Genomic DNA, 26,780 nt, shown 5'->3' on the forward strand with positions numbered 1-26,780 from the left:
TTGCTACCAATCTGTGGGTTGATAATCTTTTAAAAACACTCCGTAGGAGGGAGTACCCGTATCTTCTATTCCACTTACCACCGGATCATACACCCGGGCGGCCCCGTCCACACAATCCAGGGGAGGAACAAAACCTTGTTCTCTCATATAAACTTTTTGAGGGTAAGGGTTTTCATCGGTCACCCATCCCGTATCCACACTGGTCATAAAGATTTGCTCCTGCACATAATCATGGGCAGAAGTACGGGTCATCATGTTCAAAGCGGCCTTGGCCATATTGGTATGAGGGTGAAAGACAGATTTAAAGTTCCGGTGAAACTTACCCTCCATGGCCGATACATTGACAATGAATTTTTTAGTAAACTTGGATTGGGTTAACAAACCTTTCAAGCGGCTGTTAAGCAGGAAAGGAGCGGTTGTATTCACCAATTGAACTTCCAGCATTTCCATCACCGACACCTCATTCAGTTTTGTCTTCCAACTGTTCAAGGGCCTCAAGTCTATCTGTTGTTGATCTTTGTCCAGTTTCCCGATAGGAAAATAAGGATTGGAAAGACTTAAAGCGTTCGTTGGCTCTTGTCTCGCTTCCAATAAATATGTTTGTTGCTCTCCTCCCAAAAGATGTTGGTAAAACGCTGCCGGTCTTTTGATGGTTTGGGCCGCATTGTTAATAATCATCTCCAAAGATGGGAAATCCCTGTAAAGACCGGAGATGAATTGCTCCAAGCTCGAAAGATTTCTCAAATCCAATCCATAGAGATGCAAACGGCCTGCCCATTCCCGGAAATCATCTTGAGCAGAGTATCTTTTATAGGCATCATCCGGGAAGCGGGTAGTGACAATCACCCTGGCGCCATCCCGGAGCATTTTCAGGGCAAGTTCAAACCCGATTTTGATTCTTCCCCCGGTAATCAATGCCGTTTGACCATTCAGGTTTGTTCGCTGGTTTCTTTTTTCAAAATTAAGTGCTGCACACTTCGGGCATAACAAGTGATAGAAAAAATGTAAATGCTGATACGCTTCTTTACAAATATAGCATCGCTTGGGTTTGTTCAAAGGTTTGAAACCGGCCGAAATTTCCGGAAGGGATTTGATTGATAGGCTCTCTGAAAAATCATCATTCTTTTGAAAAAGAATCGTATTACCTTGTTGCTTACGGTCTTCTGCTTTTTGGCGATGACTTTCCGCTATCCGTTTCCGTTTGCGGGCATCTTTATACAGCTTGGTAACCAGTCCTTTAAATACCTGTTCGTCCGGGATTTCTTCTGGCTGTTGCAAACAATGGCGCAAAACGTTCAAACAGGTGTTCCAATCTTCGTTAGTGATTGCAGGCTTCATATACAGGTGTTTTTCAAAAAATGAAGACAGCAGGTATCGAAACTGCGCCCTCCCGGGTTGAGCCAGGTGCTCTTCCAACTGAGCTATGCCCTCACCTTTAGTGAAACATGAGAGCTACGAACTCTCCTATTATCTTTAATTACAAAAGATAATATCCTTTCTTTAGGAGAATGTTTCAAAGGGTTAAAAAAAGATGAAGGCAACAAGCCTCGAACTTGCATCCTCCCGATTTGCAGTCGAGCGCTCTTCCAGTTGAGCTATACCTTCATCGCTGGTGAAACAAGTAAGCTACGAGCCTACCTCTTATCTTTTCAAAAATAAGATCCTTTCCTTAACAGGATGTTTCAAAAAACTTCAAAAAGGCAAAGGTAACAAGGATCGAACTTGCGACCTCCTGCTTGCAGTGCAGGCGCTCTTCCATACTGAGCTATACCTTCGCCCCTGGCGAAACAAGAGAGTTGCGAACTCTCCTATTACCTTCCTTCAAAAGATAATATCCATTCACTCGAAAGTTGTTTCGAAAGACAAACCTATTTTATTTTACAGCATTTGCCAAATAAAATTTGGGGCTTTTGTCAGATGATCACCAGAACAGTAAGTGATATTATATTACCTCTGTTGTACTTGTACCACGAATTTACTACTTTGCCGTTGCCGGAAAGCTACTATAAGGACTTCTTAACCAGGACAAAACTCAATTTCAGGAATTTTACAATCTGTATAAGACCAGCGTGTACAATACGGCCCTAAGTTTTGTGAAAGTCCCACAGGATACCGAACAAATTTTACAGGATGGCTTTGTGAAGGCTTTTCAGTCTGCGGCTACCAGCGTATTGAAAAGCTATGCCAAACACAGAAGCATTAACTCCCAACAATGGCATCTGGTAACAGGTGACAAAGAAGAAATTTATGCCTTAGCTCGTATGTCCTAATTTTGCGGAAAAAGGCACAGGTCTTCACAAAGCCAAAGGAGAATTTATCCACACTGAGAACTTCATCCTGGTAGATCATCCGGGGCATCTATAACGACACACTGCCTGTGGAGATAAAACGGCTGACCGAAGACATCAAAACCTTGAAAGCAAATTGATGAACCGACTTGCTGATTGGGAGACAAACACTATTGACGGTGGAGGGAAATAGTGTTTGTTTTCTTTTAAAGCAAATAATCGTTTAAACGATAAAACGAATCTATATAAACGATGTATAGTAACCTATATCAGTCTTTAACTAGTTTCTCTGTTATCGTTTCAGTAGCTGTATCAAAACTGTATTCATATGTATAGTTTCCGGGTTTAAGAAGCTCTTCTCCAGTAAAATCTATTGGTAACCAACCATAAGCTTTGCCATCTATAGTGACGCTAACAGAACCATATCTGTAAGACTTTTCGAAAGTTTTATATTCGGATGTTTGATTAGGCTTTAAATCACCAAAGTTTACATTGTTAAATGTCGTGTTTTCAAATTTTACAGTACTCGTATTGAATATTCTAATTTTAACTTGAGTGAAATCTTCATCACTGTCAGAGCAAGCTAGAAAAGTAAAAACTATTAAAAGATTGAATATGTGTCTCATAACTGGAGATTTTTTGTTTATTTCTGTGAAATATCTTTTTGTGGTTAGTTTAATAAAAACGTTGCAAGTTTGGATATTTAAGCAATTTTCTAAAATGTATAGTTTTTAATAAGATAAAATTATTTACCGCATAATACTTATTTATAAAGGCATTGTTTTTTTGAAATAGTCAGAAACTTTTCACAGAATTCAGGTTTTGATAAAGCGAAAATTCACAACAATAACAAATAAATTCAACTTTTTTGCAGATGTAAATCATTTAAGAGCATGTTTAAATATCATCCTTTGGGTCAAAAACTTCCATTTCGGGAACCTCACCAAAATACCGGACCATCGAAGTGTCGAGCCATCGAAGTGTCGACCACAAAACTACTATGTTGAAAGCTCTAAACTGAGATTTTTTTACCACCAAATCTCCTCCCACAACAAATCTTAAACCATGCTCTAAACTCGTTTTACGTTGTCTTCAACAGGTTATAAAAAATGTATTTTCACTCCTACTTTTTGTCATTTTTACTCCGTTCATTGTTTATCTTCAATATCAAAAACCCAATTGCCCCTCCTATTGCCCCAATTGAAATAACAGAATTTATCCCGGTCAAAGATGCAATTAAACCTGCCGGTACCCCCCCGATAAGCACTCCCATCATTACCCATTTCAAACTATTTCTTTTGGTTGCTTGTAAAGCCTTTGAATTTTCAGGTTTAAAGTCAACTTGTTCTGTTAGTTGACGTTTAAAGTTGTTGATAAATTTGTCCCATAGATTTTCTTCTTTTAAAGTAACCTTTTGTCCAGTTGTGTTAACCTCAAAATTTGCAATTACTTTCTGGTTCACAATTTCAATCTTAACTTCAGATTTCCATTGTAAAGGGTTAAAAGTCCACATATTTGACAAAATTGAACCACGCCCAAATGTCAGTATATTTTCTCCCTTATCAAGCAACTTAAAGCCTGATTGAGTAAAGTAATCAATCGTCTTTTCAACCACATCGTTACTATCAGGAACATTAAATGCTATATTCTTTCTTAATGTACTCATTTCGCTTCATCAGTTTTTGTCAAAAGTTATGATTCTGTAAAGGGTATTTAAAAATACTAAACAGCTTTAAAAATTTTGGGGGATTATTCGTAGAAAAAAATAATGCTTACATCAAAAAAAATCCCCGGCAACTCTATCAAGCCACTGGGGATTTTTCTTTTCTATATTGCTAAGGTTCTACTTCCGTTGTTTCAAATTCGATAGGAATTCTACCATATCGCGGATTTCCCTCTTGGACATCAAAGAACCCATAGGGGGCATGCTGGAAGGCAGGTTCTTCCGCTCTTTGATCCGGGAAAGTGGAATTTCCATCGGCTCGGCTTCGGAGGTTTTCAGGATCAACTCATCTGCTCTTTCTTCCATCAGGATACCGGTTACTTTTTGTCCGTCTTTTAAAGTCAAGGTCACACTGCCGAATCCGGGAGCCAACCGGGCACTGGGTTCGATCAGAGCCTGTAGGATTTGTTCCCGGCTCAACTGATCACCAATATGCGTCAGTGAAGGACCCACCTCGCCTCCTTTTCCTCCGATGGAATGGCAACGCGCACATTGTCCGGTAGAGTTGGTATTGAAAAAGCTACGTCCTTGCCGGTAGTCCCCTCCGTACAACGTTTCCTGAAAAGCATCCACGGTATTTCCATTGGTTTTCAAGGGGCCTAATTGGGCAATCAGGCTTTCTGCCTGGGTGGCTTCCACGGCTTCAATCAAATCCAGGGTAATGCTGGAAGGCAGCTTATGAGCGGTTACTTGTTCGATTAACCCGGCTAAAATTGCTTCACTTTTTTCCAAAGGCATTTTGCCCAAAACTTTCAGCATTTCCTGTTGCTCCCGTAAAGCTCCGTTTTGGAAAATCGGATTGACAATGCCCGGCAAGTTTTCTTTGGAAATATCCAGCTCGTTTAACAAACTTAAGGCAACCGTACGTACCGCTTCGTCTTTATCTTCCATGCCCAATTTGATGGACGTTTCTATGTTCGCATACTTCAATTGATAAAGAGCTTTTAACAGCTCAGCTCTTACCGGTGCCTGAGCATTTTGCCGCATCATTGCCGCCAGTTGATCATTGTATTGATCCAGTTGCAAATTTGCAAGCATTTTGGCTGTTGCAATAAGCACTTCCGGCTCTTTACTTTGCAAGAAACTAACGACTTGCTCACCTACCTTTGTTTTTACGGATGCAGGGTCACGTTGAATTTCGCCTCTGTACCGCCCGTCTACCCGGTCCAATACGGAAGGATTTGCCCAAGTGCCTAAGGTGGCCAAGGCTTCTGCCCGTAGTTCGGCCGACACATCTTTGCGTTGTGCAAAAGCAATCAGAATGTCCAATTCCTTTTCTGTTCCGACTCGCAAACAAGCATTTATCCCACGTCTTAACAATGGCTCGGACGTAAAACGGGTTTCCGTCAAGGTTTCGGCCAAGGCAGGCAAAGCCCCTTCGATCGACCAATCATCATTGATGGCCCGGGCGGCTTCGGTCACAATGTACTCGTCCGGGTCATTTAAAAACAAGGCAATTTTTTCGCTTTGTAATCTTCGCAATACGAGAACCGCGGCAACCCGTAAAGCTCTGTTGGGGTGTTTGGCCAGGTCCACCATAGGGCCTTCTTGTCCGATCCGGCTCAGAGCCAATACCCCGGCATGGCGAAGATACAAGTCTTCATCGTTGTTATCTTTTAAGAAGACGATCAAAGGCGTCACAGCCTTTTCGTATTTTATCCGGCCGAGTGCCTGAGCCGCATAAAACTTCACTCTGGAATGCTCGTGTTTCAACAAAGAAACCAGCGCTTCACCTGCTTTTGTGTACTTGATATCACCCAGCACTTTGGCTGTTTGAGCGATAATTTCCGGGTCATTGTCATTTAGTAAATCTAAAAGAGAACTTGCGTACTTTTCATTTTTCCGGGCCATTTGTCCGGTTCCCCAGATGGCATGAATACGGGCCAGTTGGTTCTTTGATTCCTTGATTGTTTTTTGAAAAACCTCAGCACCTTTGTCAGCTCTGGCAACCAGTTCGAACTGTGCTTTTTGCCGGATGCGCATGTCTTCATTTGCCAACAATTCAAACAGTACGTCCTCTTCCTGTTTTGAATAATCCAGTTGCATTAGTTTTTGCGTTTCGGCTCTGACAGCTGCCAGGTCATTTTTGTCTTCGCTCACATCCAGTTTCCAAACCCTTCCGTAGTTCTTTGTTCCCCAACCGTTGATCCAGTCAGCAATGTACAGTGCTCCGTCCGGACCAAACTTGATCCCGGTAGGCAACACCCCTGTGAGGATATTTTTTTCCTCGGCCAATTCAAAGGAAGCCCCTTTAGGTTGTAAGCGGAAAGCCCAGATAGGCGAACGGCTAGGATTTCCGGTAAACTCCACCAGGAAAAAATGTTTTTTCCAATCCGCTCCCAAAGCCGTCCCGGGATTATAAGCCATTCCGGTAGGTCCGTTGTGATAATTCATAATCGGAGGAATGATATAGGCCGCCTGTCCTTCCCAACGGGGCTTGAACAGTTTTTCCTCCATCCATACTTTGTAAGCGTTATTTTTAGGATCGGTATATTTTCCGTATTGCCAATTGGCCCTCCATCCGGCATCCGACCCCTCTACGATATGTACCAGACGTTCCTGCTCTCCGGGATGGTCGCCATCGTTGTCCGAAGAAATGATGTTTCCGTATTCGTCAAAGACAAACTCATGAGTGTTACGAAGCCCGGCGGCAAATACTTCAAAGTCACTGCCATCGGGATTGGCCCTGACAATCACCCCTTGGTTAGGATATTTGTGTTGTGTACCATCGGGCGCTTTGATGTTGACTCCGATATCGCCAATGCCCCAGTAAATTTTTCCATCGGGGCCTTCAATCGCTCCCGACATTCCATGCCCGCTAAATCCGATATGAACGGCATACCCGTGGCTAATGGAGGTTTTATCATCCAATACTCCGTCTCCGTCCGTATCCTTCAGGCGCCACATGTCCGGGCCTACCCCTACAAACACGTCCTCGTTCCGCACTAACAAGGCACCGGCAACGTCCGTCACTTCATTGTTAAACTCGTGCATGATCCGCATGGAAACATCTGCCACACCATCGCCCGATTCATCGGCAATACGCCAGATCTCTTCCTTTTCAATGGCCAGGTCACGCCAGTCGTGCAGACTGTCCTGGTTTAAATCTTTCAACCAGCTGTTTTCTTCACTTCGCTCAGCCGCAAAAGTACTGTGCAAAAAAGCCCTGCGATCTTCCACCGATTGAAGGGCAATGGAAGGCGTCATCCAATCGCGATGACCACGGATATCAAACTCGGAATTTTTCTGCCGGTTCGTCCGGGTGAGGTAAACCCTACCCTGATCGTCAATTGACATGGCAATAGGATCGGGCGCCAGAGAGTCGGATGCCCACAAGCTGAGCTGGAGTCCATCGGCCAGTTGTATGGCCGTATTTTCCCGGATTTCTTTGGCTTTCAGAGCGGCTTGAGCGGGATCTTCCCGGACCAACAAGGGAGGCTCTTTCGGAGGGGTTTCATTACAGGAGTACATCATGGAAACCACCATCAAGAGTACCGGAAACAATTTCCGGCTAGCATAGCAATTGTTCATAAGGTAGTAAGTGTGTATGTATTTGTAAAAATATTAAGAACAAGTATACTAATTTGACCGCACAAAGCGGTGAGGTTGGGTGGAAGAATTTGTGGGTTTTAAGGTTTTTGAAGAGGAATATAGGATAAGTAAAATAAAAAAAGGCTTTACAGAAATCTGTACAAACATTGTTAAATTCAACATTGAAATTGCTTGTGAAACACACCTCCTGTAATGACTTAAAGAAAAGCTACCTTTTTCTTTATTTCGTATAGGCGATTCTTCTAGATGCTTTTCTCATCAATTTATTGATTAAACCAAAAGTCATCAATAAAAAATACCCCTATGACACGATCATAGGGGTATCCACTATCATTTTATAGTCAAATAAACAATGCTTACACCGGGCCTTCCAGGCAACAACACTTACCTGTGTCATTATCGGAAGAATACCTGTTTTTGTCTGTGTAATACCGGAGCCATTCTTTGCTCCAGTATAATGCCACACGGCTGAGCAGTAATGCCAGAATCCCTCCGGTAAAAAATTCTATCATGGCTTGATGACTCCACCAAAATTTTTCTACCATTTCATAACCTAAACAAATGGCGATGCTCATGCTCCAAAGTCCCATTTTTTTCCAACACAAATGTTTCATGATCCATATCAATCTAATTGCCTCTATATAAATTAGTGGAAGGATTGAATTATTCAGGAATATTTTTTTCAAATCTACGGTTTCTTTATATATTAGAAAAACGAATTATTTTCATAGAAATCATCAATTTTATTCATACATGGAGTTGCGGCATTTAAAACTGGTCAAAGAGGTGACTGCTACAGGCAATTTGACTAAAGCCGGAGAGCGTTTATTTTTAAGCCAGTCGGCCTTAAGCCATCAATTACGGGAAATTGAAAGTGAATTAGGCGCTCCGGTTTTTCACCGGGTAAACAAAAAGATGATTCCTACACTGGTGGGAAAACGCCTGTTAAGCACCGCCTGCAAGGTGTTAACGGAAGTGGAACGAGCCCAACTCGATATTCAACAAATGGTATCCGGCGAGCGGGGAACCATTCGCTTGAGTACTGAATGTTATACTTGTTATCATTGGCTGCCAGCCTTGCTTCAAAAGTTTCACTGTGAATTTCCCAATATTGAAATTTCCATTGTACTGGAATCTACCAACGACCCTTTGGCGGACTTGTTAAAAGGTAAAATCGACCTTGCCATTGTCCAATGTCCCAATGAGCACCCGGACCTGGAATATACCAAACTCTTCAATGATGAGATGGTGGTGGTCATGTGTCAGAATCACCCTTTGGCCCAACTCGATTATATCTCGGCACAAGACTTTCAGGACGAAACCTTGATTACCTATTCGGGGGATTATTTGAATATGACCTTGTTTAAAGAAGTATTACTTCCTGCTAAAGTTCAACCCAAGCGAAAAATGTCTGTGTTGTTGACCGAAGCCATCGTGGAAATGGTACAAGCCGAAATGGGCATTGCCGTATTGGCGAAATGGATCGTGAGTCCTTACCTTCGTCACAAACCTTTGGCCATCCGCCCTCTCACTCAACCCGGAATCTTCAGACAATGGGCTGTAGCTCAACGAAAACAATCCACCCCACCCGCTTACTTGGCTTATTTAATCGAGCATTTGAAATCCGTACATTTTACACAAAACTAGACTTTATACATGGTGTTATCCATTCAATAAGATACGGAAGCTACTCAGTAATTCGTCAAAAATTTCACGACTACTTTTGGCCGGAGCTTTAGACGCTGCCTGACCTCCCCATAGAGATAAGAAATCCTTCTTCCCTTGTTTTTTAGCAGAAGCCCGGATAGCGGCTGTCAAACTGTTTTGCACCGGATAAGGAGGAATGGACAAACCCGATGCCTCAACGCTTTTCATAAATTGATTGACCACCCCCCGTGCCCAACGACCGGAAAAGGAACGGGTTAATGCAGTGTCAGTATCTTTTGAGTGAAGAATACTTTCCTTATACGCTTCGTTTGCAGCACTTTCATGACTTCGAAGAAACAGACTGCCGACTTGTACACCTTGGGCTCCCAAGGAAAAGGCCGCTTTTATACCCATTCCATCTGAAATTCCTCCCGCAGCCACTACAGGAACTTTCACCGACTGAACCACTTGAGGGATCAACGTCATGGAGCCTATCATGGGCAACGGGTGATTAGAAGTGAAAGAGCCCCTATGCCCCCCTGCTTCTATACCTTGAGCGGAAATCATATCTACCCCGCTTTCCTCTAACAAAATCGCTTCTTCTACACAAGTGGCCGTCCCGATAAGTTTTACATCTCTTTTGTGCAGCAATGCAATGCTTAGCGAATCCAATAGGCCAAAAGTAAAACTGACGATCCCGACTTCTTCTTCCTGTAATACCTCCAACTGATCCTGATAGGTGTAAAAGGTAAAGTCTTCTTCAGAAAACCGGCTAAAGGTTACTCCATATTTTGCGCAAAGCTCCTCTAAAAAATGCTGCATTTTTTCAACGGAATCCCAATCTACCTCTGTTGGAAGAGTATGGGCAAACAAGTTTACGGCAAACGGCTTGCCCGTCAAAGATTTTGTTTTTCGGATCAACTGCCGGGCTTTCTCAGGAGCCAGCCCTCCAATGGGCAGCGAACCCAAACCGCCTGCGTTGGAAACGGCTGCCACCATTTCGGGCGTGGTGATGCCCAACATCGGGGCCTGGATGATCGGATAGCGGACAGCGAGCTGTTGGGTCAATTGGTTTGTTAATTCCATCACAAAAAGTACTGGTTTAAGGGGTCAAATGCCAATTATATTGTATATAATAAAAATTATATACAACCTCCGGACAGTGTAAAGGTATACAATGCACATTCATATTTCAAGCTGTTTTTTTCATTAAGAGCATATTTAAATTTCATCCTTTGGATTAAAAATTCACATTTCAGGAACCTCGGTCATCTATACCAAATCTTGTAGATAAAGAAGAAAAGGATATTGCCAATTAAGATGTAGAGATGGTGAAAATTGGATATTTCATAGAAGTAACTAAATTTAGGGAGGAAAAATAATAAGCCGCCTATGTTCCATACAGGAAGTATCAGGAATATGATCAACTCCTTTGATCATCAACAGGACTACTTTTTGAATGAACTGGAACCTCTTCAGGGTATAAAAAAGTACTTAAAGATCCGTATAGCCAATCAAAATAGGTTAATAAGGAATAAGAGTTCCGTATATAAACTAGTTGTGGTGCATTTTAAAATTAGCATATGAGTAATCTATCAAATATAGGTTTTGATATACAAAGTGAAGATGATTTCTATTCTTTGGTTGAGAAAGCATATGAAAAATCAACTCCTTTGAAAACTGTCAAAGGGACATACTTTCAATTTTCTGATGAATCCGGAGCTGAACTTTGGATTCAAATGAATAAAAAGAACGAATTAATTGGAATGAACCCACATTTCAAGGGTAAAAGTAAACGTAAAGTATCGGTAACATCCTCTATTGACAGACCTGAAAGCATTTTAGACGGGGCATTTCATTCATGGGCAGACCCACTAGAGGATGATCATCCTGAAAGTGGAGCCTATCCTTTTGTTTTTGATGTGCCGAACCATAAGAAATATGAAGGAATTGAAACACCTCAAATTATAGAAATTCAACTTTCCGCTTTTGCTCAAGAATTTGAATATTATGAGTCGGAAGGTGCTTTTGAGAATGGCCAAGAAGGAGAACCAAAGTGGGCCTCTCAATCTTTCGTACCGAGTGGACTATTCAAGCCAGGCGAAGGAGACGACCCTAATCCACCAGAAGCTTTAGGTTTGTTTACAGGCATCATCAAAGAATTTGAAAAAAGAAAAAATGAGTTTACCGGACAAGAGTTTTATTGGTTGTTGGTTGATACCCTTGGTGGTGAAATTGATGTGCTCACCGACCTGAGATTTTTCGAAAACACCTCGCCAGGAATTGGAGGAATTGTTCACGGTCAATTCTGGCTTTCCGGGAGCATATTAACAGAACCTAAAGTTGTTGAGAAGCCGAAAGGCGGATTCTTAAAAAGCCTGTTTGACAATAAATAACGACACCCCCTGTATAAAATGCATTTTACACTAAACCTTATGTGCAATTCTAAAAGAAAGAGGCTGCTAAACACAACCTCTTTCCACGAGGAACAACATTCCAACTAATCTATTGCTAAACGAATAGCCTGTTCAACAGGAGAATAACCGGCATCAGAGTCCCATACAGACAGTTCACCCCTTAACAATAAGGGTGGTTGTGCCATAAACTTAGGAGTACTTCCTTTATGTGATTGGGCTGAATGAACCAGAAACGGGTGACATAAATAAACCGTACCTGCCTTACCAGTGGCATAAACTTCTTCCCTCTTGGGCAAGCCGTCTAACTTGCTGGCAAGTTCCATAAATGAAAGGCCTGAATCATCCTCCTTAGACAATAACCTTGCAACGTCAATATGAGACCCTTTATAAATAACCGTAGGTGCATCGTTTTCGCTAACATCGGAATACAAAATCAACATCAATAAGGCTCGTCCTTTTGATTTGACATTGACGCGCCACTCAAAAAAATTATTCGGGTCATTCCCCGGGAAACTTGCATCTACGTGCTTGCCCGTATCATTCGGTTGTTGACTAGACGGAAACCGGACAGGGAATGTACCTACACTCTGACAAGGAATCCATTTTTCTTTACCAAGCAATTGGTTAAAGACCGAATACAATTTCTGTGTATTTATGGAATCAATGAAGGGCTTTTGGGTGTACATCCCCAAACGAATAACGGGCTCCTTCCAAGTCGATGGGTTTGACTTATCACAAGGAAGATCGTTCCACAGAATTTTCAACACTGCCTCCGCAACTTCCTGAGAAAATGCATTATCAATGCGAATAAAACCATTAAAAATAAACTGTTCTATTTCCTTTTTGCTTAGTATTTCTGACATACTTCTTTTGTTAAAAACCACCCCACAAAGAACAACAAATACCTGTTGACCCGTAGGTTTTCGAAATTGTTAAGAATACTACGAAATGTACGCTATGTATAGGGGGTATAGCGTATTGCTTAAGAACTAAGCTCAAAAAGGATATTATAGCATTACAGTCATTCTCATACGGCAAAATTATAAATTATCTATATACTGACAAACAAAGGGAGGTATTTCAGTTTTCAGATATAACTGCTAACGAACGCATAAGATGTAGGCATCCTTACGAATAAAAGTACAGGTTACAACTTCTTTCATATTTTGATTCGTTACTTGTCTTCTGCTATTGATTTGGTGTAAGTGTAAAAAAGTTCTTTAGCTTTTTTATACTTTATAACTGTTATTTTTTTATCTAATATTTTAAAGACCATATTTGGTGTGATGATTTGTTTATTAGCTTCCTCCAGTACATGCAATATCATTTTAGGTTTCCCTAAATTTACCATCCAATGCCAGCAGCCATCGGCCAGAACATTTGGAATGTAAAAGGCTAATTGCACAGGGATTAATATGGTCTTAAAGACCTGAAGAATAGTCGTTTCATTTCTTCGATAAGGGGGAAACGGCCAATGATACCTTATCGCTTCTTGAAAAGAAATCGACCTTCGAGTTATTTTGGAGGAGAGCGGATAATATAGTTGCTTTGGTATCTCCAGATCATCCGGCCCGCTAGTCATAAACTTCCTGATAAACTCCCATGCCATATTGCAACCGTCATAGCCATCCGCAGTAAACAAGCCTTCAATGACCGCATTTGCTGTTTTTTGTTCATTTTTTTTAGAGGTGTACCATTTAGTTTACGAACAGGCTTCATCTTTAACACAATAGCCGTGTCTTGTATTGCGACAAACCCTGCTACAGAAGTCATATTTTTAATCGAGCCTTTAACATTAGCCCATGTGCACTCGTACAAACCCCCCATCGCTACCATACATATTATCTGATTCTTTCGATCAAATAGAATCGGAGTATTTATGTTTAACTTTACGACTGTAAAGCCATGAAAAGCCTGGACCAAGAGCGGTAAAAGAAAGAATGATCCCGAGGTAGACAATCATGAAACGGGGGAAGTCTGGAGCAGTCATTTTTACATCACTAAACAGTTTAATGCCTATTGCAACAAAAAAAGGTATCGACATGGAAAAGTAAAACCACCATCCTGCATACCCCATCAATACCATAGAACCTTCCACTAGCCCTCTTATCTGTAAATAGTTGTCATTTATTCCTATAAACTATCTAGCCTTCCAGGCACGTTAAACCGGGATTTCTTATTAATTTTCGTGTTAGTCATTAGAAGTTCTGGTTATTTTTATTATTCATCGAGCATTTACTTAAATCATTTTTTAGTGGGTTGCACATTCCCGTTTCAGGAACCTCAATACATCATTTTTGAGAATTCTAAACTGAATATTTTCATCATCAAAGGGCCGCCTCTCAAAGGAGTACCTCCCGTGGAACGGCCCCGCAACGAGTTTTAAATATGCTCTAACGGCTAGGCATCAGTGATTGATTTTATGTATTGTATATAAATCAGTTTATTAAGTCTATTACGACAACAAGTTTTACACTAATCCCATGTACCATAATAATTAGCTCGTAGAACTTATTCTTCTAAGTACAGTTTCAATTCAGAAATACGTTGGGAAATCCTGAGTTTGTACCTTATGATATTGTTTTCATTTGTTGCATATAAGTTGAGGTTAATCGATGCATTATACAGTAGTTCTCCTTTTTTATTGTAGGTTTCTATAGCAAGGATATTATCTTTTTTACTCAGTTTCGAATACATTTCTTCCTTATAATACCCATCAGGCTTTACAAAGACATCTCCTTCATTTAATACCCCATCCGTAATCAAAGCAGTATACTTGGGTTTGTTCTTTTGGTAATAAATAACTTCACCGTCAAGTTGGTTGTCTGTTTTATGATATGATAATAGTTTTTGGTTCTTATTGTCGTAAATAGTGGTTTTAGAGGTGTTATGGGATGAAAACAGCGTTTCTATTTTATGTTTTTCCAGTAATTTCACAATGCTTATCAGTTTACCAGCCTTATACACCTTTTCTTTATATTGAATTCCCCCTTTTTGTATTTCTTTCCCCTCATAGGGTTTGTTGTTCTTATAAAGCAGTCTGGAAATCTCATTTCCCTTTTTGTCGTAATTAATAAAATACCCTTCTTTGTCCCCTGCTTCATAGCTTTCTTCCTTCTTTTTTATGCCATCGCGATAAATGGTAAAAGTTCCGTGTTTTTCATCGTTTAGGTAATACCCTTTTTCCTTAATAGTTTTTTCATCTCTCTCAAATTGAATATAGTTGCCATTTTTCACACCATTATTAACCTCTACTTTTCGATGGCTCTTATACTCATAAACTGATCCGGTAGCTTTACCCTCTACGAAGGTGGCTTTAGCAATTAATTCACCTTGTTTTGAGTAGAATTCAGCTTCACCATTAAAATCGATTTCTTCTCTTAATACAATTTTTTGGCTAAACTGCTTGTCGTAGATTTTTTGATAAATCTTTTGTTTTACAAAAACTCCGTTTTCACGTTGTGAAATTTCTTTTATGAGATCTGAATTATCGAAGTATTTATACTCGGTACCTGTTTTGGTACTGTAATCATATTCAGATATTTGTTGACCGGTTTCGTCAAAGAATAGTCCGGCTCTTTTTCCAGAACCAGGTTTGTAGGTTATTTCACTTCGCTTGTGTCCATTGCTGAAATATGTTATCTGTTTGACAAGTTGTTCCTTTTCATTATAAATTTCTGTTTTTTGGAAGCATTTTACGGCTTCTTGAGAGCTTTCTTTTACACAATCAAAGGTAATTTCTTGAGTTTTAACACCCTTTTCAAAAAGTGCTTTCAACACAATTCTGTTTTGATAATCTTTTTCAAAGAGGGTTCCTTCAATTGGTGTAGTGGAATAACCGCCAGACTCTAATCGTTCCGGATAGTACGAGTCTTGGGCTACTTTTATTACAAGGGAACCCAAAATATTACCTGATAAATCGTAATAGGTTAAAGTACTATTTTCTAGTACACAGAATTTCGCTTTACTTTTGTAATAATGTTTGATAGCTTTTACAAGGATGCCATTGTCATACGTAACAATATCACCATTGTTTTTTAAAAGCGTACCGTGCGGTTTCTCGTTAATTTGTTGAAAACTTCCTATTTGTTTGCCTTCCTGATCATAGCTAACAATTTTATAAGATTTGTTGTTTTTATAAAACTCATCTCTGGTCAGTTGCCCTTTTGTAAATTTTTTAATACGTGTTTGTACTCCATCTTTATATTCTATCACCCTTTTAAAAGATATTCCATCGCTATCAAATTCTATTCTTTTGCCATCTTCATATTTTAGATGATCCAGTGTTCCGCTATATTGAAGTTTTCCTATTTCATGCCCTTTGTCATCAAAAAAAGTTTCCTTGAGTTGAATCGTGTCAAAAACACTTCGTGTTTGTCCATTATGATAAAATGAATTGGAGTAAAGCTCATATCCGTTTTTTAACACTTTTATTTCTTCGATTTGCATCGGGTTGCTATAATAGTCAACTATCACTCCGTTTTTGGATCTACTACCAGAAAAATCATAAGAACCGATTTCCGTACCTTTTGCATTAAAGTACACGCTTTTAATATGCTCTCCGTTTTCGTAATATTTTTCAAAACGGATTCCGTCCTTGTCCTTATCCCAATAGACTACTTTTGTTAAGATACCATCTTTGTAAGTTTCTTCCCGGGGTGTTCTTCTGAAACTTTGCTCATTGTAATAATAAGTGCAAACCCCTTCTAATTGATTGCTTTTAAAGCTTAACTCCTGGAATTTTGACCCATCTTTTTTATACCATATTGCTTTTCCTTCAAAGTGTGTAGAATCCGGATACTTTGAAAGCCCTGCCATTTGTAATGATCCGTCAATATAATAGTCTTTTATACGATATAACGAGCCTTTCTTTTTTGCAGGAGGTCTGTAGAATGCAGCTTTTTCTTTTGAGGTTTCAACCCATTTGTTATCAAACCAGAGGGTATCACTTTGAGCGTTTGCGGTGCCTGTATAAATTATAAGTATTAAGAAAGTTATGAAACGGTAAGTCATGCAATTATTTTTTGGAATTTTATATTGAAGTAAAAAAGTGATTTAAACATTTTTGCGGGAAAGAAAGTATGCGGGATTTTGAGTTGGAAAACCTAGAAAAATCCCAAACACCCCTTCATACAAAGGTATTATAGAAATGGTAAAGGTCTATGTTCTCAAAACCCAATAACTCCCCTTTTTCTCAACAGGTGCATTCCCTTCTTCTAAAAAATACTTAAAAGACATAATAGAAATTTAAGTGTCAATTTCAAAAAACTGCCCATAAAAAGACAACTCCGGACAAATTCATAGAATAATCCACCACAATTTTTAGACCTTTTAGTACAAGAAGATAAAGATTCAGCCGGATATGAATAAACTTCACCTGTCTTTGTTCTGCCATATGATCTACTTTTGTCAATACATAAAACTTATTCCTGTTGCATACCCAATCGAATTCTGCGAACTATACGTCTCCGACTCAGGTGAATAGAACAGAAACCGGTTGAAGTACAAGCTTCTCCCTGATCTTGATAACGGAAGCGACTATCCTAAGGGGGCTTTCTAAGATTCGGGTCCCTCCATAAATGTCTAGTCCGGCTTGTCAGACCAGGTTGCCTGTGGAATAGTACATCAGGCATGGAATACCCCAATAGCTCGAGACTGTGGAATAGGCTTCTCTTTCTGCGATCTTTGCATTCGGCACAAAATAGCCTGATTCAAATGAGCTTATGGATAGCCATATTGTTGAGGAGTTTTAGAGCATGTTTTAAAATTCGATGTGGGGTCGAGGTACTCCTTTGAGAAGCGGCCTCTTTGGTGGTAAAAATTTTCAGTTTAGGTTTCTCAAAATATTGCACCGAGGTTCCTGAAATGAGCGTTTTTGACCTAAAGGATGAAATTTAAATATGCTCTTATAGTACAAGAAAGGGGAAGAATTTTTTTCAATATACTTTTTACTTTCCAAAGTTAACGGATGCATATCTGCATCATAAATTTTAATACACTGTATATCAATAGATTATATAAACCAAATAACACAAATGCACACTGTATTTCACTTCGGTAGAAAAACAGGGCAAAATTGCATTTCTAAAATCCATAAAATACTGAAGATCAATAAATATGAATCCTTTACTAACTATAATTATACCCTGCCTTATCCTTGATGACCTTAACATATTTGATACATCATCAGGTAAGTTTGCCATACAGTTTTATAATCTCCTGACAAGCTTTACGATCTTTCCCTAACACTACTATTTTAGAGGAAGTATCCACTCGTTGAAGGATACAAGTATGGCTGATATGTAAACCGGCAATGGTTTTCATATGTTCTATCCAACTGTTCTCCAAAAATTGTTCGGATAGGTCCTTTGTTTCCAGAATCACAAAATTGTTCTTTCTAATAAAAGGAGAGATAAGCTTCAAACACGCTTCTGTGGCTTTTATTTCTTTGGGATTTAAGGGGTTCAAAATACTCAAATATACTTCTGCATTTGCCAAATCGGAAAGCTTGGAGGTAAAATGGATCCTCTTCAATTCATTTATATAACTTTCTTCCAAACCTTTGTCAAGGTCCTTCCCCAAACTCTCTGTGCGATAATGATCCGAATCATAGGCAACTACCGGAACATGATTGGCCAGATCTAAAGATGTCATTAAACTTTGGGTATTTAAACCGATGATTGCAAAACGCTGAGGCGTTAAAGCATTTTTGTACTCAGTGTTCGAACGAAGCCGGGTGGGATTTGCGACTTTTTTGTTCCCTTTCGAATGCAAAATTGGAGAAACCATGAGTGTATATTTCAGGTGAATACACTTCAAAGAAAAGGAATTTGGATACAGGGGTGTCATTTTTTCTACCATTGGTAGAGAACTCACGGAAAACGGTCAAAAATTTCCGTTTTTTGAAAAGATATACCGAGGTATTTTCACTTATAAAACTACCTCAGGACTAAAAATTCCTACCTCAGCCCTTTCATCGCATTTAGTCCGGCCCTTTATTTAAAAACTTCATTGAAAAATTTTAGTCGTCTCGTATTACCCTGGATCAGCTCGCCAGTCTGAGACTTTCCGACTGGATCAAATTGCCGATTTCAACTCTTCAAGGTTTAGAGAACCAAGCCTGTGTTAAAACTAAACAGCATTTTATTAAGAAACCTTGAAGAGTTTTTACGCTCGTACTGGTGATGGCCCAGGGTCAGCTCTCCGCCCTGGGGTTGGTTGGCTGCCGGCTGTCCTTCCGGTTGGATAGAGCGTCTAAATAGCCCTACCCGGCTGCTGCCGTACACGGGTTGCTCTTTATACTGCTACTTACAGTGAGCAGAAGCTTTCCACTTATATTTCTTTTTCTTAAAAGGGTAGCAATCTTTTATTTGCGAACCGTTTGCGAATGGAGCAGGCAGCCAGCTGGGAAAAACGCGAAAACCAGCTGTGTGTAAAATCTGGCTTCTCGTCCAGCCTGTGTGAATTTTACTGTCTGCATGCGACCGCAAGGTGAGCCTATATAGGATTGTGGTTTTCTTTTTTAGCCTCTTATTTCTTTCACATGAAAAAGGAACAGCCGTGAACGAGGAACAGACCAAGCCAAACGTAAATAACTGCAAGGTGGAGACGGTGAAATATGAACCGTACTACCTTGCGGTTATTGAAGTGCAGGACGAGGGAGTACCGCAATGAACACCTTATTGCCTGCCCTCCTGCCACTGAATATTGAAAACTTATTCTAGATACTCAATCTTTTTTAGATCCTTTACTTTTTATCCAATCTTCATAGCTTTCTGATTTTTTCTTTGGAGGTGGTACTTCATCTAAGTTTCTATAAATAACAGCCTTTTTCTCCAAGAGTAAAGATATTAAGTACTTATTTGCTTCATTATCTTCTATTAGATGAATTTCTCTATAATTTAAATTAACTATCGTATATGAACCTTCACTACTAATAATCAATGCATGATCATCTAAATTATTTAAAATATCTTTGTATTCTTCAAGGTTAATCATATCAATTTAGAGTTTTCGATTTTTTGTTAAACTTAACCTCAGGTCTCCTATAAGGTATTATAACAGATTCATCTTGATTTAATATTTTTAAAATCTCTATATCAGCTTTGCTGGGTATGGGATTCCCTGATGGGTGAGTGTGAAATATTAATTCAGTCTTTCCTGACTCAGATATCTGAAACCTCAACCGATTTTTTGTACCAAAATATAATTGAAAATTTTCAAGCCCATCTTCGGAAATCTCACGTATCAATGCAATTTCTTTATCTGGAACCATATCCATTAATTGCCTTGCTTGTGGAATAGTCAATTGTCCTTCTAATGGTATAGGCATAGGGCTTGGTCCAAATTTTTTAACTGCATCAAAAATTCTTGAAAATGAATTATTATCTAAGTCATCTTGAAGGAGTAAATATCTTGATTTTGATTGACCTAACATGTTAGGTTTAAGTAATCGAGAAGATGATAAACCCAAACCCAAACCAATTATATCAATAGTTCCACCCATTAATCGTAAACCATCATCAAATGATATATCATTACCACTTGAATATCCTTCCTGGTAAAATCCATCTGAAAATTTAAACCCCCATGGTTTCCAATAAGTTTGGGTTGCAGATCCATTACCATTTAACAAATCTCCATAACCATAAGAAAACCCATTTGCTAAACCCGAACCCACACTAGTAACTGTATATACTGGTCCATCAATAGATGATTCAACTATGTTTATCCCAATTTCTACTACAATTTTACCTGAATTAGATAAATCTTGTTCTGTGGTACCCGTCTTGCTCATACTAATACCCCAACCACTCATACCCTCCAGCCCATCTAAATCTATGTTGTAAATAGGATTATTACTAGCAAATTGGTAGGGGGTTAGTCCAGGGTAATCTTTAGCCAACGGATCCACCGACAAAAACTTCCCAATCTTCGGGTTGTACAAGCGGAAACCGTAATCCTGGATCAGGTGCTGGTTGCCGAAGTCCTTGTCGTTTTCCTTCCCGTTAAAGCCGTAACGGTAGTTCTCATCCGAGTAGTTCCGCCCGGCCATTTGTTTTCCAAAAGGAAAATAATCGGAAGCACTTAACACTTCGGAGGCCCGGCGGTTGTCTTTGTATTTCACCCGGTCGGTGATAGTCGCCAAAACATTGCCCAAGTGGTTGCTTAGTTCGTACTGGCGGTGGCCCAAGGCCAGTTCTCCGGCTTGCGGTTGGCTCTCTTCTGCTTGTCCTTCCGGTTGGATAGAGCGTCTAAATAGCCCTACCCGGCTGCTGCCGTACATGGGTTGTTCGCTTACCTGCCGGTCTTTGTAGATGGCCAGCACATTGCCCGAGACTTCACCTGAGGCTTCATCCAAAGCCCCCCGTACATAGTGGGTCATCTTGGTGATAGCACCTACTTTCAGCCCCTTGTATACCCGGTTGCCCGAAGCATCGTAGCGGTATTCGGTAAAGTCTTCCCCCTTGGCCACTTTGCCGTACACCATCCAGTCGATTTGGGTTGTGCCTTTGTTGGTAACTTGGAGATGATTACAATTTTATCTCAACCAATAAGATTATCGTTTACCTTGCCGTTTAACAATGTAAACACCTCTCCTGTATCTGTAAGCACTTCCCCCAAATGTCTTTCCAAATCCATAACATCCATTGATGCTGCAATTTTAAGGAGGATTTCTGTTTTGCTATTACCTGTAATACTCTTAAAAAACTCGTTACCCTCAAAAAATTCGTTTATATTGGTAATAATTTCTGAGTAGTTGTATTCTGATACCATCATATTTCCATATATAACACTTGCTCTTTCTCCCGATTGCTCAAAAAAGTCTTTGTACCGTTTACTTAGTCTTTTAGGGGTGCTAATTGTCAGGTGAACAAGTTCCCGGTCGTTGCCTTCAAAATCAATAGCCAGCGTTACATACAAATCAAAATCATCTGCCACCTCCGGTACAAAACGCTCCAAATTAACCGTTTCTTTTTCGTAAGAAAATGGGCAACCAAGAACGGCTTGTACAAGAGTTACCTTATAGGTAAGACAAGGTAAATCCTCGTTCAAAACAGCCTTCATATCACCTCCTTGTGTATCAAATGGAAACAGAATATTGCATTTCAGTAGCAACTCGTCCATACTACTTCCTATACGAATCTTTGAAAAAAAGCTGTTGATTACTTTTTCAATAGCTTCAAAAGCATAATCTGTTGAAAAGATCCGTTTTTTATTTACAAAACAAATAGGGCCGCTAATAAGCCAGGGCACAAAATGTTGATAGCTTTCCGGAGTAAAAACTACCCCGGAACAAAGCCTATTCTCTTGTCCTAAAAGACGAATACAGGAATATATATCCATATAGCTACGGACCAATGTCCCCTTTGGTTTATAATTTTTTATATCGCAGCTAAGGTTTCCAATGCCTATTTCAAAGAAATCCATATCGTTTAATTTTAATGATGTTTTGTGTTTTTCAGCTTATTTTACTCAAACACAAAGAAAAGATTTAGCGAGGGATCAGTAATTATCTACTTTTGACACTACAGAATAGTAATTTTTACAAATACAAAACACTTGAGAAGTTTAAAGCCTATCGTACTTCGATAAATATTGGATTATTATTCGAACTCTATATGAGCATTTGTAACATGCTTAGCTTTGTCTTGGGGCTTCATATCATGTAATTTATCAATATAATTCCAATCCACATCGGGATCACGGAGAGTTTCCAAATCAATTTTATCTTTTTTAATGCGTACCCTTTTTCTTTCTTTAATGTAAAAGCCTTTTACAGTAAGTGTAACACCTTCTAGCGTTTCACCAGTCTTTAATTTTTTAAAAGCATCTAGTTTTTGAGGTTTGATCCCCAAAAAGTCTGCTGCCACATCCAAAGCTTCATTCGCATTAATCTTTTTGGGTATAAAATCACTTCCAATTCTCTTCCAAGTATTAGCTACATCAAGGACATAATTTCCAGCAGATTGAGGAACCACCTTCGTAATAGCAGCAACAGAACTAAAAGATTTTCCCAATGTAATTGGAGCGTTAAAGCCTTTCGCACTTCCTCCACCTGTAAATGCAGCTATTACTCCAGCACCATCCAACATACTAAGTCCAATACGTTCCTCTAAACTTTCTGCAGTCCATTCATAGGCAATAAAATAATCAGTATTACAGTCAATACAATCTGTCTCTTTGACAGCATAAATACCGTACCTTGGATAAACTTTTCCACCCTTACCATCAGGGAATGAATAATGACCATCTCTCATTACAAAGTTTAACCCAGAAGCAAAGGTCTCTAATGCCAAATATGCCACTGTTATTTCATTTGAATTTGCAAGAGTCACCTGATAGGCATTAGCGGGTTTGGGTTTATAAGGTTCCGCTCCATCCAAATCAATTGCTTGGATAGGCGTATTCCCCGCAAACTGATAAGGTGTATACCAAGGGTAAGACTTAAACAGAGGATCCACTGACAAAAACTTCCCAATCTCCGGGTTGTACAGGCGGAAACCGTAATCCTGGATCAGGTGCCGGTGGCCGAAGTCCTTGTCGTTTTCCTTCCCGTTAAACCCGTAACGGTAGTTCTCATCCGAGTAGTTCCGACCGGCCATTTGTTTTCCAAAAGGAAAATAATCGGAAGCACTTAACACTTCGGAGGCCCGGCTGTTGTCCTTGTATTTCACCCGGTCGGTGATCGTGGCTAAAACGTTTGACTAGGCGTCTGCCCCAAGGTGGTTGCTCAGTTCGTACTGCCGGTGGCCCAGGGCCAGTTCTCCGGCCTGGGGTTGGCTCTCTTCTGCTTGTCCTTCCGGTTGGATGGAGCGTTTGAACAACCCTACCCGGCTGCTGCCGTACACCGGTTGCTCGCTTACTTGCTGGTCTTTGTAAATGGCCATTACATTGCCCAAGATTTCATCCGAAGCACCCCGTACATAGTGGGTCATCTTGGTGGTAGCACCTACTTTCACCCCCTTGTACACCCGGTTGCCCGAGGCATCGTAGCGATATTCGGTAAAGTCTTCCCCTTTCACCACCTTGGCCACTTTGCCGTACACCGTCCATTCGATCCGGTCAATGCCTTCGTTGGCGTCTTTTATCAAATTGCCGGTTTCAACTCTTCAAGGTTTGAAAAACCAAGTCTATACTAAGACTAAACAGCACTTCATTAAGAAACCTTGAAGAGTTTTTACATTCGTATTGCCGGTGGCCCAAGGCCAGTTCTCCGGCTTGCGGTTGACTGGCTGCCGGCTGTCCTTCCGGTTGGATGGAGCGTTTGAACAGCCCTACCTGGCTACTGCCGTAGACGGGTTGCTCTTTATGCTGCTACTTACAGTGAGCAGAAGCTTTCCACTTATATTTCTTTTTCTTAAAAGGGTAGCAATCTTTTATTTGCGAACCGTCTGCGAATGGAGCAGGCAGCCAGCTGGGAAAAACGCGAAAACCAGCTGTGTGTAAAATCTGGCTTCTCGTCCAGCCTGTGTGAATTTTTCTGTCTGCATGCGACCGCAGGCGAGTCTATACTGGGCTGTGGTTTTCTTTTTTAGCTTCTTATTTCTTTCATATGAAAAAAGAAAAAGGAACAGCCGTAGCGAGGAACACCAATGAAGCCAACAAAAGAAAAAACAAGGCTATACAAGCTACGCAAAGCTTCGGCCTTGTTTTTTCTGGCGTGCAGCCTGAGTCTGTACCGCAGATACTCCTTACTTCCTTGCAGCGATGGCAGCTCCCACCTTGACCAACCACGCGAATGTTAAATACGGGTTATAAACCCTATGATAACCGTTCGTTATGCATTTGTTGAACAGTGGGTAATATTAGCAAGTTGAATGGAATAGACCTCCTACAGGCTCTTTTTCGACCAACGAGTTATAAAGTTCAATTGCCTGTGAGGTTTCCAAAATATGGTAAGGGATTCCTTTTTCCTCTAAGAAATTGATTGTCTCTATTGCTGTTCTAAGCCTTTCCCTTCTTCCTTTGGATAATATGATTTTTTTTGACCCATTGTCTATAAGTTCTTGAACATCTGTAACTTGAATACCTGGTACATGCCTAGTCTCTGTTTCTTTCCAGTCCCATTCCTTGCATCCTCCTGGAAAACATTTTACATCTTTAAAAACCTCTCCTTCAACTTTAACTTCTCCCCACTTATGAGAACTGATAGATTTATTTTTTTTGTAATATGGCTCTTCTTTCATGATAAAACAGTAGCTCAATTAAACATTATCTATGATACCCAAAACTTCAGGGAAAGCTTTTTCTGCATTCATTACAATAAAACTAAAGCAGCCAAGAGCTTTTTCTGGTTCTTCATCAACAGTAATGCTAAAACAAATATCTTTGGAATCATCAAAAAGTAAATTTTCAGAATCATCAAAATACCATTCATAAAGAGTTTCGCTACTTAAGCCATCATCCCAACTGTCTCCCAAATTTAAACCGTTAGAGTCTTCTCCTAATTCAGAAAATACTTTTTCTAAAAAAGCCTGCTTCAAACGTGCTTCAGGTTCTTTTTTACAGAAAAGAGCCATTAAGAAAGATTGATTAGAGAACTTCGATAATTGAATATGGTCAAAAATACCAAGTAGTACCTCATCAAGTTTGAATTGATATGACAAACCATTAGAAGGTATTTCTACTAAAGAATCAGGTTTTAAAATTATTGATGAATTTTTAATAGAATCAGTTATACTTTTTGGTTGAACAACTTTAAAAATCTTCTTCATGATTTTAATCTAAATTAACCGCAGATTTAACATTATATTTCTTTTTCAGTCCTTGCTGTATAGCATGTTGATAAGCTTTGGCTGCTTCTCTATTGCCACTATTGAACCTTGCCAAAGATCCAGAAGTCCAACTAATTATATCAACATCATTTGGGTTTTTAAGCCTAATCGCAAAGCCTGTAAAATCACCTGCTTCACCATAACCTCTACTAGCTAGATGTCTAGCAAACCTTAAATGTGATCTATTCCTAGGTAAAAAACCTGGAGGGGGATCGTTCGTATGCCAACTTTTATACACAAATACTTCTCCTGTTTCTTTATTAAGCACACCTGTAAAGCCTTGATTCACAGAATGCTTTCCTAAAGGAGAAAATCCACGTCCTTCTAAGTTAAATTTATTTGGTGATTTTGAAGGAAGTCCTGATAAAGATAAAGTTCCTGAAGCTAAATCTATAGCTGCACTTGCATATTTAGACCAAGTGGCAAACCTTAGATTGTTAGAACCTCCATAATATGATTCTGCTCCACCTCTTGTGATAGGTTCTGCATTTCCACTATTTTCTTTTGATTGGGTTGTCCGTGGCAAAAATCTTTCTCCTCATCCTAAGGTCTGCACTGGAATAGCCTCCCCATTCCTGACCTGTATATGGACTTGTTTTTGAGTTTGAATTATAACCTTCAGGAACTGCATCATATTCATTCCATTTACCTCCACCTGCATATTGCCAGCTTCCATTATTATTTGATACAATTGCTTCAACCTTATATATCTCATCAGCTTTTTTACCTTTTGGACACGAAGGGCCATCTCCTAAAGGATCATTCATCAAGATAGGATTGTTGTCCATTGATGTATATGAGCTTTGCCAAGGGTAAGGTACGGGGTCTGTAGAAACCACCTTCCTATTGAAGGGTTGTACGGTCTAAAAAATGTGGTATAGTTGTCTTTGCCAGTGGAGGCATCCCCCTCCATCCCGTTAAAGCCATAGCGGTAGTTCTCATCCGAGTAGTTCCGCCCGGCCATTTGTTTGCCGAAGGGTGGACGGCTAGTCGCGGACAGCTTGTCAAAATAGTCCGAGGCACTCAGGACTTCGCTGGCCGGGCTGGCGCACCAGTAGAGATAACTTTTGTTATACTACCTTGCAGGTATTGAAGTGCAGGACGATGGAGTACCACAATGAACACCTTACTTCCGAAGGTCCAAACATAATTGATAAATCCAAAAGCTATTTTAACTCTTACACTATGATTTTGGAAGGTTCGGACTCTTGGAATAAGATTTTGAATAAAAAACTATAAAGAAATATAAAACAAAAAAATGGGTTTGAAAACAAACATTAATATGTAATAACTATCAATAATAGACTCTTTATAAATTGCTGGATAATTTAGTAAGGAATTAAAAGTTGAATTCACAAAAAAGCATGAAGAAAAA

Annotated in this window: 24 protein-coding genes and 2 tRNA genes; 3 read left to right on the forward strand and 23 right to left on the reverse strand. The window is 39.8% G+C overall.

All coding sequences use genetic code 11. The features are described from left to right. Positions 1-3: 3 nt before the first annotated feature. The 3 genes from AAG747_RS26695 to AAG747_RS26705 all read right to left on the reverse strand — a co-directional run bounded on the left by AAG747_RS26695 (position 4) and on the right by AAG747_RS26705 (position 1,775). Complete coding sequence (locus tag AAG747_RS26695; RefSeq protein WP_346824319.1) at positions 4-1,338, reverse strand: SDR family NAD(P)-dependent oxidoreductase; 1,335 nt, start codon at positions 1,336-1,338, stop codon at positions 4-6. Positions 1,339-1,532: 194 nt separating this feature from the next. Continuing rightward, a tRNA-Cys gene (locus AAG747_RS26700) sits at positions 1,533-1,605 on the reverse strand. A gap of 96 nt (positions 1,606-1,701) precedes the next feature. Further along, a tRNA-Ala gene (locus AAG747_RS26705) sits at positions 1,702-1,775 on the reverse strand. A 318-nt stretch (positions 1,776-2,093) separates the two neighbouring features. Between AAG747_RS26705 and AAG747_RS26710 the strand changes: the two genes are divergently transcribed. After that, a complete protein-coding gene (locus AAG747_RS26710) occupies positions 2,094-2,270 on the forward strand; it encodes a hypothetical protein (RefSeq protein ID WP_346824320.1) in 177 nt (58 codons plus the stop codon). A 287-nt stretch (positions 2,271-2,557) separates the two neighbouring features. Here AAG747_RS26710 and AAG747_RS26715 read toward each other — a convergent pair whose 3' ends face one another. The 4 genes from AAG747_RS26715 to AAG747_RS26730 form a co-directional block, all read right to left on the reverse strand. Further along, positions 2,558-2,914, reverse strand: a complete 357-nt coding sequence (locus AAG747_RS26715; RefSeq protein WP_346824321.1) for a hypothetical protein — start codon at positions 2,912-2,914, stop codon at positions 2,558-2,560. Between the two features lie 497 nt (positions 2,915-3,411). Next, a complete protein-coding gene (locus AAG747_RS26720; RefSeq protein ID WP_346824322.1) occupies positions 3,412-3,954 on the reverse strand; it encodes a hypothetical protein in 543 nt (180 codons plus the stop codon). A gap of 177 nt (positions 3,955-4,131) precedes the next feature. Further along, the gene (locus tag AAG747_RS26725) at positions 4,132-7,542 is read right to left on the reverse strand and encodes a DUF7133 domain-containing protein (protein ID WP_346824323.1); all 3,411 of its coding nucleotides are present in this window, start codon (positions 7,540-7,542) and stop codon (positions 4,132-4,134) included. Between the two features lie 377 nt (positions 7,543-7,919). After that, entirely contained in the window at positions 7,920-8,153 is a 234-nt protein-coding gene (locus AAG747_RS26730) for a hypothetical protein (RefSeq protein ID WP_346824324.1), read from the reverse strand. Between the two features lie 163 nt (positions 8,154-8,316). On the opposite strand from AAG747_RS26730, the gene AAG747_RS26735 reads away from it, so the two are divergent. Continuing rightward, on the forward strand, positions 8,317-9,210 hold the full coding sequence (locus AAG747_RS26735; protein WP_346824325.1) for a LysR family transcriptional regulator: 894 nt from the start codon (positions 8,317-8,319) through the stop codon (positions 9,208-9,210). A gap of 15 nt (positions 9,211-9,225) precedes the next feature. Here the strand turns inward: AAG747_RS26735 and AAG747_RS26740 are convergent, their stop codons facing one another. Next, positions 9,226-10,296 (reverse strand): NAD(P)H-dependent flavin oxidoreductase, encoded by a 1,071-nt coding sequence (locus AAG747_RS26740; protein ID WP_346824326.1) that lies wholly within the window; start codon positions 10,294-10,296, stop codon positions 9,226-9,228. 497 nt (positions 10,297-10,793) lie between these two features. Here AAG747_RS26740 and AAG747_RS26745 point away from each other — a divergent pair, with 497 nt between their 5' ends. Beyond that, positions 10,794-11,606, forward strand: a complete 813-nt coding sequence (locus AAG747_RS26745) for a hypothetical protein (protein ID WP_346824327.1) — start codon at positions 10,794-10,796, stop codon at positions 11,604-11,606. Positions 11,607-11,710: 104 nt separating this feature from the next. Here the strand turns inward: AAG747_RS26745 and AAG747_RS26750 are convergent, their stop codons facing one another. From AAG747_RS26750 to AAG747_RS26820, 15 genes are all read right to left on the reverse strand, one after another. Continuing rightward, entirely contained in the window at positions 11,711-12,490 is a 780-nt protein-coding gene (locus AAG747_RS26750) for a phytanoyl-CoA dioxygenase family protein (RefSeq protein ID WP_346824328.1), read from the reverse strand. 311 nt (positions 12,491-12,801) lie between these two features. Then, positions 12,802-13,269: a hypothetical protein gene (locus tag AAG747_RS26755; protein WP_346824329.1), complete on the reverse strand. Its 468-nt coding sequence runs from the start codon at positions 13,267-13,269 to the stop codon at positions 12,802-12,804. Between the two features lie 869 nt (positions 13,270-14,138). Next, entirely contained in the window at positions 14,139-16,640 is a 2,502-nt protein-coding gene (locus AAG747_RS26760; protein ID WP_346824330.1) for a toxin-antitoxin system YwqK family antitoxin, read from the reverse strand. A 1,173-nt stretch (positions 16,641-17,813) separates the two neighbouring features. Further along, positions 17,814-18,281 (reverse strand): ribosome-binding factor A, encoded by a 468-nt coding sequence (locus AAG747_RS26765; RefSeq protein WP_346824331.1) that lies wholly within the window; start codon positions 18,279-18,281, stop codon positions 17,814-17,816. A gap of 452 nt (positions 18,282-18,733) precedes the next feature. Next, positions 18,734-18,913, reverse strand: coding sequence for a hypothetical protein (locus tag AAG747_RS26770; protein ID WP_346824332.1), 180 nt, complete (start codon positions 18,911-18,913; stop codon positions 18,734-18,736). A 442-nt stretch (positions 18,914-19,355) separates the two neighbouring features. Next, positions 19,356-19,625, reverse strand: coding sequence for a hypothetical protein (locus tag AAG747_RS26775; protein WP_346824333.1), 270 nt, complete (start codon positions 19,623-19,625; stop codon positions 19,356-19,358). Position 19,626: 1 nt separating this feature from the next. Further along, a complete protein-coding gene (locus AAG747_RS26780) occupies positions 19,627-21,117 on the reverse strand; it encodes an RHS repeat-associated core domain-containing protein (protein ID WP_346824334.1) in 1,491 nt (496 codons plus the stop codon). A gap of 56 nt (positions 21,118-21,173) precedes the next feature. Then, entirely contained in the window at positions 21,174-22,058 is an 885-nt protein-coding gene (locus AAG747_RS26785) for a hypothetical protein (RefSeq protein ID WP_346824335.1), read from the reverse strand. Between the two features lie 176 nt (positions 22,059-22,234). Then, positions 22,235-23,305: an RHS repeat domain-containing protein gene (locus AAG747_RS26790; RefSeq protein WP_346824336.1), complete on the reverse strand. Its 1,071-nt coding sequence runs from the start codon at positions 23,303-23,305 to the stop codon at positions 22,235-22,237. A gap of 30 nt (positions 23,306-23,335) precedes the next feature. After that, a complete protein-coding gene (locus tag AAG747_RS26795; RefSeq protein WP_346824337.1) occupies positions 23,336-23,722 on the reverse strand; it encodes a hypothetical protein in 387 nt (128 codons plus the stop codon). A 714-nt stretch (positions 23,723-24,436) separates the two neighbouring features. Next, positions 24,437-24,817: an MTH938/NDUFAF3 family protein gene (locus tag AAG747_RS26800; protein WP_346824338.1), complete on the reverse strand. Its 381-nt coding sequence runs from the start codon at positions 24,815-24,817 to the stop codon at positions 24,437-24,439. A gap of 18 nt (positions 24,818-24,835) precedes the next feature. Then, positions 24,836-25,345: a hypothetical protein gene (locus AAG747_RS26805; protein WP_346824339.1), complete on the reverse strand. Its 510-nt coding sequence runs from the start codon at positions 25,343-25,345 to the stop codon at positions 24,836-24,838. Positions 25,346-25,349: 4 nt separating this feature from the next. Then, a complete protein-coding gene (locus AAG747_RS26810; protein ID WP_346824340.1) occupies positions 25,350-25,931 on the reverse strand; it encodes a hypothetical protein in 582 nt (193 codons plus the stop codon). Continuing rightward, the gene (locus AAG747_RS26815; protein WP_346824341.1) at positions 25,900-26,172 is read right to left on the reverse strand and encodes a hypothetical protein; all 273 of its coding nucleotides are present in this window, start codon (positions 26,170-26,172) and stop codon (positions 25,900-25,902) included. The genes AAG747_RS26810 and AAG747_RS26815 overlap by 32 nt, the downstream gene beginning before the upstream one ends. After that, positions 26,172-26,369 (reverse strand): hypothetical protein, encoded by a 198-nt coding sequence (locus AAG747_RS26820; RefSeq protein ID WP_346824342.1) that lies wholly within the window; start codon positions 26,367-26,369, stop codon positions 26,172-26,174. Before AAG747_RS26820 ends, AAG747_RS26815 begins: the two co-directional genes overlap by 1 nt. Positions 26,370-26,780 lie beyond the last annotated feature (411 nt).

It is taken from the genome of Rapidithrix thailandica, assembly GCF_039710355.1.
Classification (GTDB): Bacteria; Bacteroidota; Bacteroidia; order Cytophagales; family Flammeovirgaceae; genus Rapidithrix; species Rapidithrix thailandica.

What these genes read in the sequence shown, in the direction of transcription:
- AAG747_RS26760 (WP_346824330.1), bottom strand. Translation starts at nt 16,640, where the DNA reads ATGACTTACCGTTTCATAACTTTCTTAATACTTATAATTTATACAGGC.
- AAG747_RS26715 (WP_346824321.1), bottom strand. Translation starts at nt 2,914, where the DNA reads ATGAGACACATATTCAATCTTTTAATAGTTTTTACTTTTCTAGCTTGC.
- AAG747_RS26695 (WP_346824319.1), bottom strand. Translation starts at nt 1,338, where the DNA reads ATGAAGCCTGCAATCACTAACGAAGATTGGAACACCTGTTTGAACGTT.
- AAG747_RS26805 (WP_346824339.1), bottom strand. Translation starts at nt 25,345, where the DNA reads ATGAAGAAGATTTTTAAAGTTGTTCAACCAAAAAGTATAACTGATTCT.
- AAG747_RS26765 (WP_346824331.1), bottom strand. Translation starts at nt 18,281, where the DNA reads ATGACATCTTTAGATCTGGCCAATCATGTTCCGGTAGTTGCCTATGAT.
- AAG747_RS26785 (WP_346824335.1), bottom strand. Translation starts at nt 22,058, where the DNA reads ATGGATTTCTTTGAAATAGGCATTGGAAACCTTAGCTGCGATATAAAA.
- AAG747_RS26745 (WP_346824327.1), top strand. Translation starts at nt 10,794, where the DNA reads ATGAGTAATCTATCAAATATAGGTTTTGATATACAAAGTGAAGATGAT.
- AAG747_RS26815 (WP_346824341.1), bottom strand. Translation starts at nt 26,172, where the DNA reads ATGAATGATCCTTTAGGAGATGGCCCTTCGTGTCCAAAAGGTAAAAAA.
- AAG747_RS26800 (WP_346824338.1), bottom strand. Translation starts at nt 24,817, where the DNA reads ATGAAAGAAGAGCCATATTACAAAAAAAATAAATCTATCAGTTCTCAT.
- AAG747_RS26735 (WP_346824325.1), top strand. Translation starts at nt 8,317, where the DNA reads ATGGAGTTGCGGCATTTAAAACTGGTCAAAGAGGTGACTGCTACAGGC.
- AAG747_RS26750 (WP_346824328.1), bottom strand. Translation starts at nt 12,490, where the DNA reads ATGTCAGAAATACTAAGCAAAAAGGAAATAGAACAGTTTATTTTTAAT.
- AAG747_RS26820 (WP_346824342.1), bottom strand. Translation starts at nt 26,369, where the DNA reads ATGGCCGGGCGGAACTACTCGGATGAGAACTACCGCTATGGCTTTAAC.
- AAG747_RS26775 (WP_346824333.1), bottom strand. Translation starts at nt 19,625, where the DNA reads ATGATTAACCTTGAAGAATACAAAGATATTTTAAATAATTTAGATGAT.
- AAG747_RS26730 (WP_346824324.1), bottom strand. Translation starts at nt 8,153, where the DNA reads ATGGGACTTTGGAGCATGAGCATCGCCATTTGTTTAGGTTATGAAATG.
- AAG747_RS26720 (WP_346824322.1), bottom strand. Translation starts at nt 3,954, where the DNA reads ATGAGTACATTAAGAAAGAATATAGCATTTAATGTTCCTGATAGTAAC.
- AAG747_RS26740 (WP_346824326.1), bottom strand. Translation starts at nt 10,296, where the DNA reads ATGGAATTAACAAACCAATTGACCCAACAGCTCGCTGTCCGCTATCCG.
- AAG747_RS26780 (WP_346824334.1), bottom strand. Translation starts at nt 21,117, where the DNA reads ATGGTGTACGGCAAAGTGGCCAAGGGGGAAGACTTTACCGAATACCGC.
- AAG747_RS26725 (WP_346824323.1), bottom strand. Translation starts at nt 7,542, where the DNA reads ATGAACAATTGCTATGCTAGCCGGAAATTGTTTCCGGTACTCTTGATG.